Below are 15,159 nucleotides of genomic sequence, written 5' to 3' on the forward strand. Positions count from 1 at the left end.
CCGGCGGCGGTCTCAGATGCCCAGATCCCTGATGATCTTGGCTACATGGCCGGTCGCCTTGACGTTGTAGAAGGCGTGCTCGATCTTGCCCTGCTCGTCGACCACGACGGTCGAGCGGATGACGCCCGTCACCATTTTGCCGTAGAGCTTCTTCTCGCCGAAGGCACCGTACGCCTCAAGGGTCTCCTTGGACGGGTCGCCGACCAGGGTGACCTTGAGGTTCTCCTTCTCACGGAACTTCGCGAGCTTCTCCGGCTTGTCGGGGGAGACACCGATGACGTCGTATCCGGCCTCGGCCAGAAGGTCCAGATTGTCGGTGAAATCGCAGGCCTGCTTGGTGCAGCCGGGGGTCAGGGCGGCCGGGTAGAAGTACACGATGACCTTGCGGCCCTTGTGGTCCGCGAGCGAGATCTCGTTGCCGTCGGCGTCGGGGAGCGTGAAGGCGGGGGCGGTGTCGCCGGGCTGGAGTCGCTCGCTCATGGTTCTCCTCAGGTGGCACGTGGGGTGTACGGGACCGAGCGTAATAGGGGTGCCGCCGGGTGTGCGGGCGGTCGAGCTGACAGACTGTCGATGAAGGTTTACCGGACGAGGACCACGGAGGCGGCGCAGTGTCGGATGCCAGGACCCCTGCGCAGATCGAGGCGGACATCATCAGCAGGCGCGAGCAGCTCGCGGTGGTGCTCGACGAGATCGGGGTGCGGGTGCACCCGAAGACGATCATCGGCGACGCGAAGGCCAAGGTGGCCCAGTCGGTCGACCGGACGGCCGGCCGCGCGTTCGTCGCGGTGAACCGGTCGGTGTCGGACGTGAAGGCCCAGTTCGTGTCGCAGGACGGTACGCCGCGCCTGGAGCGGGTGATCCCGGCGGCGCTGCTGGTCGTCGGTGTGGTCGGGCTGCTCGCGGTGTCCTCGCGGCGCGGGAAGAAGTAACGGGCGCACCCCGGAGGCGTGCGGATCCGGGCGGGGCGGGTAGGTTTCGGGTCGTGAGCGACAACACCCACGACGACAAGCTGCCCATCCGTATGCTGCACGATCGCGTGCTGGTACGGACCGATACGCCCGAGGGCGAACGGCGCTCCGGCGGCGGCATCCTGATTCCGGCGACGGCGGCGGTGGGCCGGCGTCTGGCGTGGGCCGTGGTGGTCGCGGTCGGACAGAACGTACGCACGGTCGAGCCGGGGGACCGGGTGCTGTACGACCCCGAGGACCGCGCCGAGGTCGAGGTGCGGGGCGTGGCGTACGTCCTGATGCGGGAGCGCGATCTGCACGCCGTGGCCGCGGACCGGTTCGAGGGTTCGGTGGACTCGACCGGGCTGTATCTGTAGCCCGCGTTTCCGCGGCACGCCCCCCCCGCACGAGGTGCGCATGGGCCTGGTGACCGGTGTCACCAGGCCTTTGCGCGTTCTTTGCTACGGTGGGGGGACCCCGACGAGACGCGCCGTACCGGGCTGGAAAAGACGACGCACCCGTGTTGTTCGCGAGTTCGCGTCGGAGGTGCCGTCATGGCCTGGGTTCTGTTGATCGTCGCCGGTCTGCTCGAAGTGGGCTGGTCGATCGGAATGAAGTACACCGAGGGGTTCACCCGGCTGTGGCCGAGCGTGTTCACCGGCCTCGGGATCGTGGCGAGCATGGTGTTGCTGTCCCATGCGGCGAAGACGCTGCCGATCGGTACGGCGTACGGCGTCTGGGTCGGTATCGGTGCGGCCGGGGCCGCGGTCCTCGGCATGGTGATCCTCAATGAGCCGGTGACGGCCGCCCGGATCTTCTTCGTGTGTCTGCTGCTGGTCGCCGTGGTGGGGCTGAAGGCGACCTCCGGGCACTGAGCCCGGGAAGCCCGGGGATCTCTCCGGGAGAAACCCACAGGCGGCGCCCGAGGCCCCCGTACGTGTGCTCAGCCGCGCGTACGGGGGCCTCGGGCGCCTTCCGTGAAGCCGCCGGTGCCGCCCCCGTCGCCGCCTGTGGTGCCGGTGCCGCCGTCCGTCCCGCCCCCGTTCCCGCCCGTGCCGCCGTCGCCTCCGGTTCCGCCGTCGCTCTGGCCGCCGGTGTCCGTGCCTCCGTCGGTCCCGCCCGTGGTGCCGCCGGTGTCCGTACCGCCCGTGTCCGTACCGCCGTCGGTCGGCCCGGAGGTGGTGGGGGCGCTGCTCGGGGGGCTGCTCGGAGGAGTGCTGGACGGGGTGTCACTCGGCTCGGCCGGTTCGGTGGTGCCGGGGTCCTCCTCGGTGGGCGGGGCGGTCTCCGCCGCGCCGGGCTCCAGGTCGAGGTCGAACTCCGCTGCGTCCGAGGAGCGCAGGGCGGCCCCGGTATAGGCGGCCCAGGTCGCGGCGGGGGCGCCGCCGCCGTTGACGCGGGGCAGTCCCAGCGCGCCGTAGAGCGGCTTCTGCGCGCCCGTGTCGGGGTCCTGGCCCATGACCGCGACCACGGTCGCGAGGTCGGGGGTGTACCCGGCGAACCAGGCGGCCTTGTCCTCCTCGGCGGTTCCGGTCTTGCCCGCGGCGGGGCGGCCCGCGGCCTGGGCGGCGGTGCCGGTGCCGCCTTCGACGACGCTGCGGAGGATCGAGGTGGTGGTGTCGGCGGCTTCGCGGGAGACGGTCTGCTTGGTGTTCCGGCCGGGGAGGGCGATCTCCTCGCCGTCCTTGCCGACCTTGGCGACGAGGGTGTACGCGCCGTGCTTGCCGTGATTGGCCAGGGTGGCGTACGCCTCGGTCATGTCGAGGACGCTGGCGGTCGCGGGGCCCAGCGCGATGGAGGGGGACGCGGTGAGGTCGGGGGTGTTCCCGGGGATGCCGAGGGCGACGGCGGTGTCCTTGACCTTGCCGGGGCCGACGTCCTGGGCCATCTGCGCGTAGACGGCGTTGATGGACTTGTCGGTGGCCGTGCGGACGGTGACGGGGCCGTAGCTGACGTCGTCCTCGTTGGCCGGGGCGTAACCGGTGGAGCCGTCGCGGCCCTGGACGGTGCGCTTGTTGGTGCCGTCGTAGACGGTGTTGGGGGTGATGCGCCGGCCGTCGAGGGTGGTGGAGTCGTTGGCGACGGCGGAGGTGAAGACGAACGGCTTGAAGGTGGAGCCGACCTGGTAGTCGCGGCGGGTGGCGTTGTTGACGTACTGCTTGGTGTAGTCGATGCCGCCGTACATGGCGACGACCTCGCCGGTACCGGGGTCGATGGAGGCGCCGCCGACGCGGACGTTCCGGTCGGCGGGCCGTTCGTCGCTGGTCTTGGACATCACCTGGGTGTCGACGGCCTTGACCATCGCGTCCTGCTTCTTCTTCTCCAGCGTGGTGGTGATGCGGTAGCCGCCGGTCGCCAGGGTCTTCTCGTCGATGATCCCGTTGCCGGTGAGGTAGTCCTCGACAGCCTGGACGAGATAGCCGCGCTGGCCGGAGAGCCCGGTGGCGGGCTTGGCCTTGCCGGGCACGGGGAACTCGGTCGCCGCGCGTTCGGTGCCGCTGAGCCAGTCCTCCTTGACCATGCCGTCCAGGACGTAGTTCCAGCGGCCGAGTGCGGCGGCCTTGTTCTCGGGGTGGACGACCACGTCGTACGCGCTGGGGGCGTTCAGCAGCGAGGCGAGATAGGCCCCCTCGGCGGTGGTGAGCTCCTCGACGTTCTTGCTGTAGTACGCCTGGGCGGCGGCCTGGATGCCGTAGGCGTTGCGGCCGAAGTAGCTGGTGTTGAGGTAGCCCTCGAAGATCTGGTCCTTGCTCTCCTCGCGGTTGAGCTTGACCGCGATGAAGAACTCCTTGGCCTTGCGGACGACGGTCTGTTCCTGGCCGAGGTAGTAGTTCTTGACGTACTGCTGGGTGATGGTCGAGCCGCCCTGCTTGCCCTTCCCGGTGAGCGTGTTCCAGGCGGCGCGGATCATCGCCTTCACGTCCACGGCCCGCTCGGAGTAGAAGTCGCGGTCCTCGGCGGCGAGCACGGCGTGCTGGACGGTGAGGGGGACCTGCGAGAGCTGGACGTTCTCCCGGTTGACCTCGCCGTCGCGGGCGATGACGCTGCCGTCCTTGTAGAGGTAGACATTGGACTGCGCGGTGGCGCTCGCGTTGGCGGCCGGGATGTCGACGATCTGGTACCCGGCGATGAAGCCGCCGACGAGCAGCAGGGCGATGCCCAGCACGGTGGCGAGGACCATGCGCCAGGTGGGGATGATGCGGCGCCAGCCGGTCCTCTTGGGGCGCTTCGTGCGCCCCTTCCTGCCCTTCGCGCCCGGCGCACCACTGCCGTCGGCGCCCTCACCGGGCGTGGCCGCGGCGGCTGTGTGGTCGCGCGGGGCCCAGTTCTGCGGGTCGTCGTTCATGTCGGTGGTGACTCCTCGGGCGCGGTCGGTTCTCCCAATAGTGCCCGTTTCGCCAGGAAACCATCGGATCATCCTTCAGGAGGGGGCACGGGAAAAGCGGTCGCGCCCCTCGTCCGCGCTCCACTAGGGTCGTGCGCTTTGGTGCCGGAGCCCGGTGGCGGCGGGGAATGGGGGAGACGTGCGGCTCTACGCGGTGGTGGCGGCCGGTGGTTTCCGGCGCCATGCCACCTACCGGATGGCGACGGCGGCGGGTGTGTTCACCAACACCGTCTTCGGTTTCATCATGGCGTACGTCTATGTGGCGCTGTGGGACGAGCGCCCGCAGCTCGGCGGCTACGACACCTCGCAGGCGCTGACCTATGTGTGGCTGGGACAGGCGCTGCTCATGACCTGCTCCATGATGGGCGGCGGCTTCGAGGACGAGCTGATGGAGCGCATCCGCACCGGTGACATCGCCGTCGACCTGTACCGGCCCGCCGACCTCCAGCTGTGGTGGCTGGCGGGTGACCTGGGCCGGGCGGCGTTCCATCTGCTGGGGCGCGGCATCGTCCCGATGGCACTGGGCGCGCTCGCCTTCGATCTGGCCCTGCCCTCCTCGCCGTGGACCTGGCTGGCCTTCCTCGTCTCGGTGGCGCTCGGTGTGGTGGTCAGCTTCGCCGTGCGCTTCCTGGTCGCGCTGTCGGCGTTCTGGCTGATGGACGGGGCGGGCGCGATGCAGATCGCCTGGCTGATGGGGCTGTTCTTCTCGGGGATGCTGCTGCCGCTGAACCTGTTCCCCGGGGTGCTGGGCGAGGTGGCGCGGGCATTGCCCTGGTCCTCGCTGCTCCAGGTGCCCGCCGATGTGTTCCTCGGCAAGCACACGGGGTGGGAGCTGGTGCGGGCGTACGCCTTCCAGGCCGGCTGGGCGGTGGCCCTGCTGGGGGCGGGCCGGCTGGTACAGACCGTGGCGACCAGGAGGGTGGTGGTTCAGGGTGGCTGATACGGCGGTGGCCGAGGATTCCGGGACGGAGCCGGACGGGGCCGCGTGGCGGGAGTCGTGGGAGGCGTACCCGGGCGGGCCCTCGGCCGGCTTCGCGGGGCGGGCCCGGGTGGTGGCCGACGGGCTCCGGGCGTACGGGCTGATCGTGGCGATGTGGCTGCGCTCGACGATGGCGTACCGCGCCTCGTTCGTGATGACGACGTTCGGGAACTTCGCGGTGACGGCGTTCGACTTCATCGCCCTGATGCTGATGTTCTCGCACATCGACGTGCTGGGCGGCTACACGCTGCCCGAGATCGCCCTGCTGTACGGAACGGCGGCGACCGCGTTCGGGCTGGCCGATCTGGCACTGGGGTCGATGGACCGGCTGGGCAGGCGGGTGCGGGACGGGACGCTGGACATCCTGCTGGTGCGCCCGGTCCCGGTACTGGCGCAGGTGGCGGCGGACCGGTTCGCGCTGCGCAGACTGGGGCGGGTCACCCAGGGGCTGCTGGTGCTCGGGTACGCGCTGGTGTCGCTGGACATCGCGTGGACGCCGCTGAAGGTGGTGATGCTGCCGCTGATGGTGCTGAGCGGGGCGGCGATCTTCGGGGCGTTGTTCGCGGCGGGGGCGGCGTTCCAGTTCTTCGCGCAGGACGCCTCCGAGGTGCAGAACTCCTTCACGTACGGGGGGACCACGCTGCTCCAGTACCCGCCGACGGTCTTCGCGAAGGACCTGGTGCGCGGGGTCACGTTCGTGGTGCCGCTGGCCTTCGTCAGCTGGCTCCCCGCGCTGTATGTGCTGGGCCGGGAGTACCCGCTGGACCTGCCGCGCTGGGTGGCGTTCCTGCCACCGGTGGTGGCGGCGCTGTGCTGGGTGCTGGCGGGGCTGGCGTGGCGGGCGGGGCTGCGCGCGTACCGCAGCACGGGCAGCTGAGAGGCCCGGTCCGGGGGATCAGGACACCGAGGGAGAGAGACGGAGCATGGGTTCGGACACGGACACGGATACGGGCACGGGCACGGGCACGGGGAAGAGCACGCGCAGCTGCGCGGGCAGGGGCGGCGACGCGGACTTCATCGCGCTCGACGGCGTCGAGAAGGTCTTCGACGTACGCCGCAGAACGGGCTTCCTGCGCCGGGAGCGGCGCGAGGTCAGGGCGGTCGACGGGATCAGCTTCCGTGTGTCGCGCGGCGAGATGGTCGGGTACATCGGCCCGAACGGGGCCGGCAAGTCGACCACGATCAAGATGCTGACGGGGATCCTCACGCCGAGCGGGGGCAGCCTGCGGGTGGCGGGCATCGACCCGTCCCGGGAGCGTACGCGGCTGGCGCACCGGATCGGCGTGGTGTTCGGGCAGCGCACCACGCTGTGGTGGGACCTGCCGCTGCGGGACTCGTACCGGCTGATGCACCGGATGTACCGCATCCCGGACCGCCGCTTCCGGGAGAACCTGGACCGGTGCGTCGAACTCCTCGATCTGGGCGAGCTGTTGGAGGTGCCGGTACGTCAGCTCTCGCTGGGGCAGCGGATGCGCGGGGACATCGCCGCGGCGCTGCTGCACGATCCCGAGGTGCTGTATCTGGACGAGCCGACGATCGGCCTCGATGTGATCTCCAAGGCCAAGGTCCGGCAGTTCCTGCGGGATCTGAACGCCGAGCGGTCCACGACCGTGCTGCTGACCACGCACGATCTGACCGACATCGAGCAGCTGTGCAAGCGGGTCATGGTGATCGACCACGGCCGGCTGATGTATGACGGGGCGCTCGCCGGACTCCACGAGGTGGGCGAGAGCGAGCGGACGCTCGTGGTCGATCTGGAACGTGAACTCCCGCCGATCGAGCTGGATTCGGGCTCGGCGGAGGGCGAGGGGGCGGGTTCCGTCCCGGGGGTGCGGGTGGTGAAGGTGGAGGGGCCGCGGCAGTGGCTGACCTTCCCCGCGTCGGTGTCGGCCGCCCCGCTGGTGGCGCGGATCGCGGAGCGCTATCCGCTGGTCGACCTGTCGGTGCGGGAGCCCGACATCGAGGCCGTGATCGCGAAGATGTACGCGTCGGCTCCCTGAGCGCCGCCGCCGGGCGTGTGCGCGGGGCGTGCGGGCGGTGAGGCGCGGCGTGCGGGCGCTGAGGTGGCAGGGCGCGGCGCGCGGGTGGTGTGGGCTGCTCTGCTGTGACGGGAGCGGATGCTTTCAATAGGCTGCGCGGTATGACAAGTGAACTTCCGGAAATGCGTGCCTCCGACGCCGAACGTGAACGCATCGCCGAGACTCTGCGCGAGGCGGTGGCCGAGGGACGGCTGGAGATGGAGGAGTTCGAGCAGCGCCTCGACGCGGCCTTCAAGGCCCGTACGCATGGGGAGTTGGAGCCGCTGGTCCGGGACCTCCCGGCGCCGGGTACCTTCGTGGCGCCCGCCGGCGCGGCCTCGCCCGCGCGGCCGGGTGCGTCGCGGAACTGGCCGTCCCGGGTCGGGGGTGCCGCGACGTCGAACGGGGCCTTCGCGTTCTGGGGCGGGTTCAACCGCAAGGGGCGCTGGACGGTGGGCCGGAAGTTCACCGCGTTCGCGATGTGGGGCGGCGGCGAGATCGATCTGCGCGAGGCGAACTTCGAGGACCGCGAGATCGTGATCCGCTGCTTCACGATCATGGGCGGACTGCATGTGACGGCGCCGCCGGAGCTGAACGTCGAGGTCAAGGGCATCGGCATCATGGGCGGCTTCGGCGAGGGCTCGAACGAGGGGGGCGAACCGGACGCGGACGCCCCGAGGGTGCGGATCACCGGGTTCGCGCTGATGGGCGGCGTCGGTGTGGAGCGCAAGCGGACCAAGGCGGAGCGGCAGCGGCTGAAGGACGCGGAACTGGCGCGGCAGCGGGAGCTGGACCGGGACCGGGGCGCGGACGGGGGCAGCCGCAAGGAGCTGGGCTGAGCGCCCCCGCCCGCTCCGGCGGGCGGCGGTGCGTCAGAACGCGTCGGACCTCGGGGCCCCTGTCAGGGCCTTGAGGTCGATGTGACGGCCCAGGGTGCGGTAGCCGTCGTCGTTGAGGTGCAGATGGTCGCCGGAGTCGAACGACGGCAGGAGGCGGTTGGGCGCGTACGGGTCCCGCACCGCCCGGTCGAAGTCGACGTACGCGTCGAAGATCCCGCCCGCCCTGATCCGCTCGTTGACGGCCTGCCGTACGGCGTTGCGCGCGGGGGACCAGGTCCGGTACCCCTCGTACGGCGTCAGCGTCGCCCCGACGACCCGTAGCCCGCGGGCGTGCGCCCGCTGGGTGAGGGCGCGGAGGCCGTCCACGACGCGCTGCGGGTCCGTCTCCTGCGGGGCCTGCTGCACGTCGTTGATGCCGAGCGCGACGAACACGGTCTTCGCCCCGGCCACCGACAGCACGTCCCGCTCGAAGCGGCCGGTCCCGCCCTGGCCGCCGCTCCGGGCGAGTCCGTCGCGCAGGAGCCGGTTCCCCGCTATGCCCTGGTTGGCGACGCCGTACGTGCCGCGCAGCCGGTCGCTCAGGACGTCGGTCCAGCGGGCGTTGGCGTCGGTGGTGGAGCCGCTGCCCGCGGTGATCGAGTCACCGAGCACGACGACCGCGCCGGCGGCGGACTCGTTGCGGACGTCGACGGCGGTGAGGTAGCGCCACCGGGTGGTGCTCCAGGTGCCGTGTTCGTCGGCCAGGTAGGACGTCTGGTGCGCGTTCGGGTGGAAGGTGACGGGCCCGCCCCCGCGCGGGGTGCGCAGGCTGACCAGCAGGTCGGCGTCCGGGGCGACGGGCACCACGACCGGGTCGCTGATGACCTGTCCGCCCGCGGCGATGGTGACGGTGGGGGCGCCCTTGAAGGTGACCGGGCGGGTGTTGACCGTGGCCTGGTCGACGACGAGGGGGGCCGCGCCGAAGAGGTTGGAGAGGGTGATGCGGACGGCGTCACCGCCGATGCTGGTGTGCACGGTGTTACGGATGGTGCGCCCGGGGAAGCCATGTCCGGTGCCCGGTTCGGCGCTGACGGCGGCTCCGGTCCAGGTGGCGACCCAGGTGCCGGTGGAGTTGGCCGGGGCGGCGGGGTTGCGCGCCGCCGCGTGCGTCTCGGCGCCGCTGAGCGGTGCCGGGCGGGGGCCGGAGAACAGCGTCGTACCGAACGCCGCGGCGGCGGCGAGTGCGGCGGTGCCCGCGACAAGGGCGGTGAGCAGGGCATACCCCTGGCGCCTGGGCATGTGCGGTGTGTCTCCTTGTGCTGATCGGGCTGGTCCCATGATGCGACAGGTCGCGGGGAACTCGACGTGCGGCCCGGGAGTAGGTGAGGTAGGGACAATGCGTACGGCACGGGGGAGATGCGTACGCGGACGGGTGGAGCGGATGGAACGGGCCGGAGCCGGAGAGCAGGACGCGGTGCAGAAGTCAGTGGAGGGTCCACAGGGCCCGGGTGCCTCGGCGGACCCGGCGCCCCCGACCGGTCCGGGCGGTTCGTCCGGTCCGGGCGGGCGCGGCGGTTCGGCCGGGCACGGCGGGCCGGGCGGTGCGTCAGGCGGTGCTTCCGGGGACGGCCCGGGTGGCGCTCCCGGGGACGGCCGGGGCGGTGCGCCGGGGTCCGGGCGCCGGGCGTCCACGCCGCTCGCCTCGTTCGCGTACACCGCCGCCGACGAGGAGAAGCGGCGCGGAGTACGCCGTATGAAGACCACAGCGACCGGCCTCCTTCTGCTCGTCGCGCTCGTGTACGTCCTCGCCACATGGGCGAAGAACGCGGGGGTGGGCGGCTGGCCGGGCTACGTCGCGGCGGCTGCCGAGGCGGGAATGGTGGGCGCGCTGGCGGACTGGTTCGCCGTCACGGCGCTCTTCCGGCGCCCGCTCGGCCTGCCCATCCCCCACACCGCCATCATCCCCACCAAGAAGGATCAGCTCGGAGCGTCACTTGGTTCCTTCGTCGGGGAAAACTTTCTCTCCCCGGGGGTCGTTCGTGACCGAATTCACGCTCTCGGTGTCGGCCGGCGGCTCGGCGCCTGGCTGGCGGAGCCGGAGCACGCGGACCGTGTCACCGCCGAACTGGCGACCGCGCTGCGCGGGGCCCTGACCGTCCTGCGGGACTCCGACGTCCAGGCGGTGGTCGGCGAGGCGATCACCCGGCGGGCGGACGCGGCGGAGGTCGGCCCCGGACTCGGCAAGATGCTGGAGAAGGTCGTCTCGGACGGTGGCCACCGCAGGGTCGTGGACCTCGTCTGCGCGCGGGCGCACGACTGGCTGGTCGAGCACGGCGACTCGGTGATGGACGCGGTGCAGGGCGGCGCCCCGGGGTGGACACCCCGGTTCGTGGACAAGCGGGTGGGTGAGCGGGTCTACAAGGAGCTGCTGCGCTTCGTCACGGAGATGCGGGACATGCCCGGCCATCCGGCGCGCGGCTCGATCGACACCTTCCTGACGGACTTCGCGGCCGACCTCCAGTCGGACTCCGACACCCGGGCCCGGGTGGAGCGGCTGAAGTCGGAGATCCTGGGCCGTCGTGAGGTCCAGGACGTCATCGCGTCGGCCTGGTCCTCCGTCCGCACGATGATCATCGCGGCGGCGGAGGACGAGCAGAGCGAGCTGCGGCTGCGGGCCCGCGCCTCGCTGATGTCGCTGGGCGCCCGGCTGGCGACGGACGAGCGCCTCCAGGCCAAGGTGGACGGCTGGCTGGAGGACGCGGCGGCGTACGTCGTCACGACGTACCGCGCGGAGATCACCTCACTGATCAGCGACACGGTGGCGGGCTGGGACGCGGACCAGACCTCGAAGAAGATCGAGGCGCACATCGGCCGTGACCTCCAGTTCATCCGGATCAACGGCACGGTGGTCGGCGCGCTGGCGGGGCTGGTGATCTATTCGGTGTCGCGCGCGGTGGGGGCGTAGGCCGATCGGGGCGTACGCGATCGGGGGCGTACGCGGCGATCGGGGCGTACGCGATCGGGTTGTGAGGGGCGTGAGGGGCGCGTTCCGCGTGGACCCGGGCCGGGCCCCGGAGCGGGGCGTACGAGCGCGCGGGGCGGAATACGAGCGGGGCCACGCGGACACGCGGGGCGGACATGAGTGGGGCCGGGCGCGCGTTTCTGCGCCCGGCCCCACTCATGTCCGAGGCCGCTCCCGTTCGGCGGCTCCTCGCCCGGCGGTCCTTCGTCAGGCCGCGCGGCGGGTGACCGCCCACGACGCGGCGGCCACGCCACCCGCGACGGCGAACACGGCGGGCCAGGCGCCGACCTTCTTGGCGAGCGGGTGCGATCCGGCGAACGCGGCGACATAGGCGACGGTCAGCCCGGCGGCGGCACGCGGTCCCGCCTGCCGGTTCCACTCGTACGCGGCGAGCGACCCGGCGGCGGCGAGCGCGACCCCGCCCAGCGGGCGCTTCTTGGTCCAGCGGGCGACGCCGTAACCCCCGACGAGTCCGCTCGCCGCCACCGCCGCTGCCGGAACCTTCGCCATTGCCGCCACCTTCGCTCTCGTGTTCTCGGCTCTCGCCACCGAGGCCGTCGTCAGGTCTCGCCACCGAGGCTAACGCGCTTCCTCGGACACAAGCCGTGCGCAGGGGGTGCACAAGCGTTTACCCTGGAGGTGAACGTTTGTGCACCCCTCTCGCTCGCGCATCCCACTCGCTCGCGCACCCCCTGTCCTCTCCGGCCCCGACCGGACCGGATCAGCCCCGACCGGACCAGCCCCTCCCCGCCGGACGCCGTACGGAGATCGCATGCCCGCGGACCCACCAGCAACAGCCGCCCCCCACCCCCGCTTCGCCGTGGGCGTCCTGGCCTTCTGCGGGGTCGTCGTCGCGGTCATGCAGACGATCGTCGTCCCGCTCCTCCCGCACATCCCGGAGCTCACCGGTGCCACGCCCGCCGCCGCGAGCTGGCTGGTCACCGTGACGCTGCTGACGGGCGCGGTGTTCACGCCGGTGCTCGGCCGGGTCGGTGACATGTACGGCAAGCGGCGCGTGCTGGTGGGCTCGCTCGGGGTGCTGGTCCTCGGCTCGGTGCTGTGCGCGGTCAGCTCGCACATCGGCGTGCTGATCACCGGCCGGGCGTTGCAGGGCGCGGCGCTCGCCGTCGTCCCGCTGGGCATCAGCATCCTGCGGGACGAACTGCCTCCGGAGCGCGTGCTGTCCGCCGTCGCGCTGATGAGTTCGACGCTCGGGATCGGCGCGGCCGTGGGTCTGCCGGTCGCGGCGCTCGTCATGGAGAACTTCGACTGGCACACCATGTTCTGGGTCTCGGGCGTCATCGGCGTCATCGACATCGTGCTGGTGCTCCGGCTCGTACCGGAATCATCGCTCCGCTCCCGCGGCCGGTTCGACGCCGTGGGGGCGCTCGGACTGTCGGCGGCCCTGGTCAGCCTGCTGCTCGCGGTCACCCGGGGGGCGGACTGGGGGTGGACCTCGGCGCGTACGACCGGGCTGCTGGCCGCCGCCGTGGTCGTCGGCCTGCTCTGGGGGGCGTACGAGCTCCGCGTCCGCGACCCGATGGTCGACCTGCGGGTCTCGGCCCGCCCGGCCGTCCTGCTCACCAACGTCGCGGCGCTGCTCATCGGCTTCGCGTTCTACGCCAACTCCCTGGTCACGGCGCAGATGGTGCAGGAGCCGAAGGCGACGGGGTACGGGCTCGGCGCCTCGCTCGTCGTCAGCGGGCTGTGCCTGCTGCCCGGGGGCCTGGCGATGGTGGCGCTGTCGCCCGTGTCGGCGCGGATCTCCGCCGCGTACGGACCCAGGGTCAGCCTGCTGCTGGCCGCCGCGATCATGGCCGTCGGATACGGGGTGCGGTACTTCACGAGCCACAGCCTGTGGCTCATCATCGCGGGCGCGACGGTCGTCGCCTCGGGCACCGCCATCGCGTACTCGGCGCTGCCCGCGCTGGTGATGCGCGGGGTCCCGGTGAGCGAGACGGGGGCGGCCAACGGTCTGAACACGCTGATGAGGTCGATCGGGCAGGCGTTCTGCAGCGCGACGGTCGCCGCCGTCCTCGCCGGCCTCACCTTCGAGGTGGGCGGTGCCACGGCGCCCACGCTCCAGGCGTACCGGCTGGTCTTCCTGATCGCGGCGGGCGCCTCCCTGCTCGCCCTCGCCGTCACGCTCTGCCTGCCGGGTCCGGGCGGCCGGGGGAAGGCGGGTACGGTCGGAACGACCCGCGAGAACCGGAAGGCCGGTGCGCGGACGATCCCGATCCAGGAGGGCGCATGACCGGCGGCCGGTCCACGACGGACACCCGGGCGGGGGCTCCCGGCTCCGATTCCGGCTCGGGCAAGGACGCGATCCTGCGGGCCGCACGGCGGGCGTTCACCCAGCGCCCGTACGCGGAGGTGACCATCAGGGCGGTCGCGGCCGACGCCGGGGTCAGCCCGTCCCTGGTGGTCAAGCACTTCGGGCGGAAGGAAGACCTCTTCAACACGGTGGCCGACTTCGGCCCCGACGCCGAGGAGCTGTTCGACGCCCCGTTGGAGAGGCTCGGCCGCCACATGGTGCTCGCGCTCGTGCGCCACCGGCGGGAGCGGCAGCGGGACCCGCTGCTCCGGGTCGTCTTCTCCCTCGGCAACACCGACGAGCGCTCCCTCCTGCGCGACCGCTTCCACGAACAGATCACCCAGCACCTCGCCGCCCGGCTCCCCGGCCGCGAACGCACCCTGCGCGCCGAGCTGATCGCGGGCCATCTCCTCGGCCTGGGCGCCACGCTCAGCCTCCACCGTGAGGGCGCGGGTTCCACGGCCACCGCCGAACACCTGGCGGACCTGTACGCTCCGGCGCTCCAGACCCTGGTCACGGGCACGGCCGGATGACGGGCGAGGACCGGAAGCAGGCGGTCCGACAGCTTCGTTAGGGTGACCGGCATGAAGGATCAGCCCACCGATCTCGATGTCTCCGCCCTCGCGGACGCCCTCGCCGCCTGGGCCGTGGCCCCCGCGTCGCTCACGTACACGCCTGTCGGGTTCGGCGATCACCACTGGACAGCGCTCGCCGCCGACGGGCGGCGCTGGTTCGTGACGGTGGCGGACCTGGCGCACAAGCCGTACTGCGGCCAGGGCGTGGAAGCGGCCTGGGCAGGGCTGCGGCGCGCGATGGACACGGCTGCCTCCCTGAGCGCGGAGGCGGGCCTGGACTTCGTCGTCGCGCCCCTCCGGACGTCCGGGGCCGGGACGGGCGTGGGGGCGGGCACGGGGGCGAGCACGGGCACGGGGGCGGGCGTGGGGGCAGGCGTGGGGGAGACCGTGCGCCGGCTCGGGGACAGGTACGCGGTGAGCGTCTTCCCCCATCTGGAGCTGCCCGCGGGACACTTCGGGCAGGTGCTGGCGCCGGAGCGCCGCCGCACGCTCGTGGAGCGGCTGGCGGCACTGCACCGTACGCCGCCGCCGGACGCAACGCCCGTGCACCGCCCGGGACTTCCGGATCGCGCCCCGCTGGAAGCGGCGCTCTGCGCGCCTCACGACGCCTTCACGCCGGAGCACGGCCCGTACGCCGAACGCTGCCGCGCGCTCCTGACGGACAGCGCCCGGGGGCTCCGGGACCGGCTCGCCGAGTTCGACGGGCGGACCGAGCGGCTGATCCGGCAGGCGCCCGCCACGGTCGTGACGCACGGCGAACCGCACCCCGGGAACGTCATGGACCCGGGCGGCCGGACCCTGCTGCTCGACTGGGACACCGTCGCCCTGGCGGTGCCCGAACGGGATCTCTGGCTCTGTGCCCCGGACCCCGACGACCTCGCCCGCTACGAGGAGCTGACCGGCCACCACCCGGACCGGGAACTGCTCGCCCACTACGCGCTCCGCTGGGACTTCGACGATGTGGCCGCCTGCCTCGACGTGTTCCGCGCGCCGCACGCGGCGACGGAGGACGCGGAGCAGGCGTGGCAGGGGCTGACCGGAGCCGTGGAGCGCCTGAACCGCGACGGAGGAGCGCGCCACCACTGAGCCACCGCAGTCGAG

At 72.2% G+C, this 15,159-nt stretch carries 15 protein-coding genes and 1 riboswitch; of the genes, 11 read left to right on the plus strand and 4 right to left on the minus strand.

The annotated features are described in order from the left end of the window. Positions 1–12 precede the first annotated feature (12 nt). Positions 13–480, minus strand: coding sequence for a thioredoxin-dependent thiol peroxidase (gene bcp / locus ABT170_RS19725; protein ID WP_351868938.1), 468 nt, complete (start codon positions 478–480; stop codon positions 13–15). A gap of 128 nt (positions 481–608) precedes the next feature. On the opposite strand from bcp, the gene ABT170_RS19730 reads away from it, so the two are divergent. The 3 genes from ABT170_RS19730 (at position 609) to ABT170_RS19740 (ending at position 1,822) form a co-directional block, all read left to right on the plus strand. Further along, positions 609–929: a DUF3618 domain-containing protein gene (locus tag ABT170_RS19730; protein WP_329944259.1), complete on the plus strand. Its 321-nt coding sequence runs from the start codon at positions 609–611 to the stop codon at positions 927–929. Between the two features lie 53 nt (positions 930–982). Next, entirely contained in the window at positions 983–1,324 is a 342-nt protein-coding gene (locus ABT170_RS19735; protein ID WP_266931414.1) for a GroES family chaperonin, read from the plus strand. A 73-nt stretch (positions 1,325–1,397) separates the two neighbouring features. After that, positions 1,398–1,466: riboswitch (guanidine-III (ykkC-III) riboswitch) on the plus strand. Positions 1,467–1,501: 35 nt separating this feature from the next. Further along, positions 1,502–1,822, plus strand: a complete 321-nt coding sequence (locus ABT170_RS19740; RefSeq protein ID WP_266931412.1) for a DMT family transporter — start codon at positions 1,502–1,504, stop codon at positions 1,820–1,822. 68 nt (positions 1,823–1,890) lie between these two features. Here the strand turns inward: ABT170_RS19740 and ABT170_RS19745 are convergent, their stop codons facing one another. Beyond that, positions 1,891–4,293 (minus strand): transglycosylase domain-containing protein, encoded by a 2,403-nt coding sequence (locus ABT170_RS19745; RefSeq protein ID WP_329944260.1) that lies wholly within the window; start codon positions 4,291–4,293, stop codon positions 1,891–1,893. A gap of 178 nt (positions 4,294–4,471) precedes the next feature. Here ABT170_RS19745 and ABT170_RS19750 point away from each other — a divergent pair, with 178 nt between their 5' ends. From ABT170_RS19750 to ABT170_RS19765, 4 genes are all read left to right on the plus strand, one after another. Continuing rightward, a complete protein-coding gene (locus tag ABT170_RS19750) occupies positions 4,472–5,272 on the plus strand; it encodes an ABC transporter permease (protein ID WP_329944261.1) in 801 nt (266 codons plus the stop codon). A 7-nt stretch (positions 5,273–5,279) separates the two neighbouring features. Next, positions 5,280–6,188 carry an ABC transporter permease gene (locus ABT170_RS19755; protein WP_502970540.1) on the plus strand — a complete coding sequence of 303 codons (909 nt, stop codon included), beginning with the start codon at positions 5,280–5,282 and terminating at the stop codon, positions 6,186–6,188. 46 nt (positions 6,189–6,234) lie between these two features. After that, positions 6,235–7,311, plus strand: a complete 1,077-nt coding sequence (locus tag ABT170_RS19760; protein ID WP_351868944.1) for an ABC transporter ATP-binding protein — start codon at positions 6,235–6,237, stop codon at positions 7,309–7,311. A 161-nt stretch (positions 7,312–7,472) separates the two neighbouring features. Next, positions 7,473–8,168 (plus strand): DUF1707 SHOCT-like domain-containing protein, encoded by a 696-nt coding sequence (locus tag ABT170_RS19765; RefSeq protein ID WP_351869025.1) that lies wholly within the window; start codon positions 7,473–7,475, stop codon positions 8,166–8,168. Positions 8,169–8,201: 33 nt separating this feature from the next. Here ABT170_RS19765 and ABT170_RS19770 read toward each other — a convergent pair whose 3' ends face one another. Continuing rightward, positions 8,202–9,446 carry an SGNH/GDSL hydrolase family protein gene (locus ABT170_RS19770; protein WP_351868946.1) on the minus strand — a complete coding sequence of 415 codons (1,245 nt, stop codon included), beginning with the start codon at positions 9,444–9,446 and terminating at the stop codon, positions 8,202–8,204. 97 nt (positions 9,447–9,543) lie between these two features. On the opposite strand from ABT170_RS19770, the gene ABT170_RS19775 reads away from it, so the two are divergent. Next, a complete protein-coding gene (locus ABT170_RS19775) occupies positions 9,544–11,112 on the plus strand; it encodes a DUF445 domain-containing protein (RefSeq protein WP_329944264.1) in 1,569 nt (522 codons plus the stop codon). A gap of 264 nt (positions 11,113–11,376) precedes the next feature. Here the strand turns inward: ABT170_RS19775 and ABT170_RS19780 are convergent, their stop codons facing one another. Then, on the minus strand, positions 11,377–11,679 hold the full coding sequence (locus ABT170_RS19780; RefSeq protein WP_266931401.1) for a hypothetical protein: 303 nt from the start codon (positions 11,677–11,679) through the stop codon (positions 11,377–11,379). Between the two features lie 262 nt (positions 11,680–11,941). Between ABT170_RS19780 and ABT170_RS19785 the strand changes: the two genes are divergently transcribed. From ABT170_RS19785 to ABT170_RS19795, 3 genes are read left to right on the plus strand one after another with little or no spacing between them, the layout of a single operon-like run. After that, positions 11,942–13,423 carry an MFS transporter gene (locus ABT170_RS19785; protein ID WP_351868951.1) on the plus strand — a complete coding sequence of 494 codons (1,482 nt, stop codon included), beginning with the start codon at positions 11,942–11,944 and terminating at the stop codon, positions 13,421–13,423. Further along, entirely contained in the window at positions 13,420–14,016 is a 597-nt protein-coding gene (locus tag ABT170_RS19790) for a TetR/AcrR family transcriptional regulator (RefSeq protein ID WP_351868953.1), read from the plus strand. The genes ABT170_RS19785 and ABT170_RS19790 overlap by 4 nt, the downstream gene beginning before the upstream one ends. Before the next feature lie 51 nt (positions 14,017–14,067). Next, positions 14,068–15,144, plus strand: a complete 1,077-nt coding sequence (locus ABT170_RS19795; RefSeq protein WP_351868955.1) for a phosphotransferase family protein — start codon at positions 14,068–14,070, stop codon at positions 15,142–15,144. Positions 15,145–15,159 lie beyond the last annotated feature (15 nt).

It is taken from the genome of Streptomyces sp. NPDC001787 (genome assembly GCF_040297465.1).
Classification (GTDB): Bacteria; Actinomycetota; Actinomycetes; order Streptomycetales; family Streptomycetaceae; genus Streptomyces.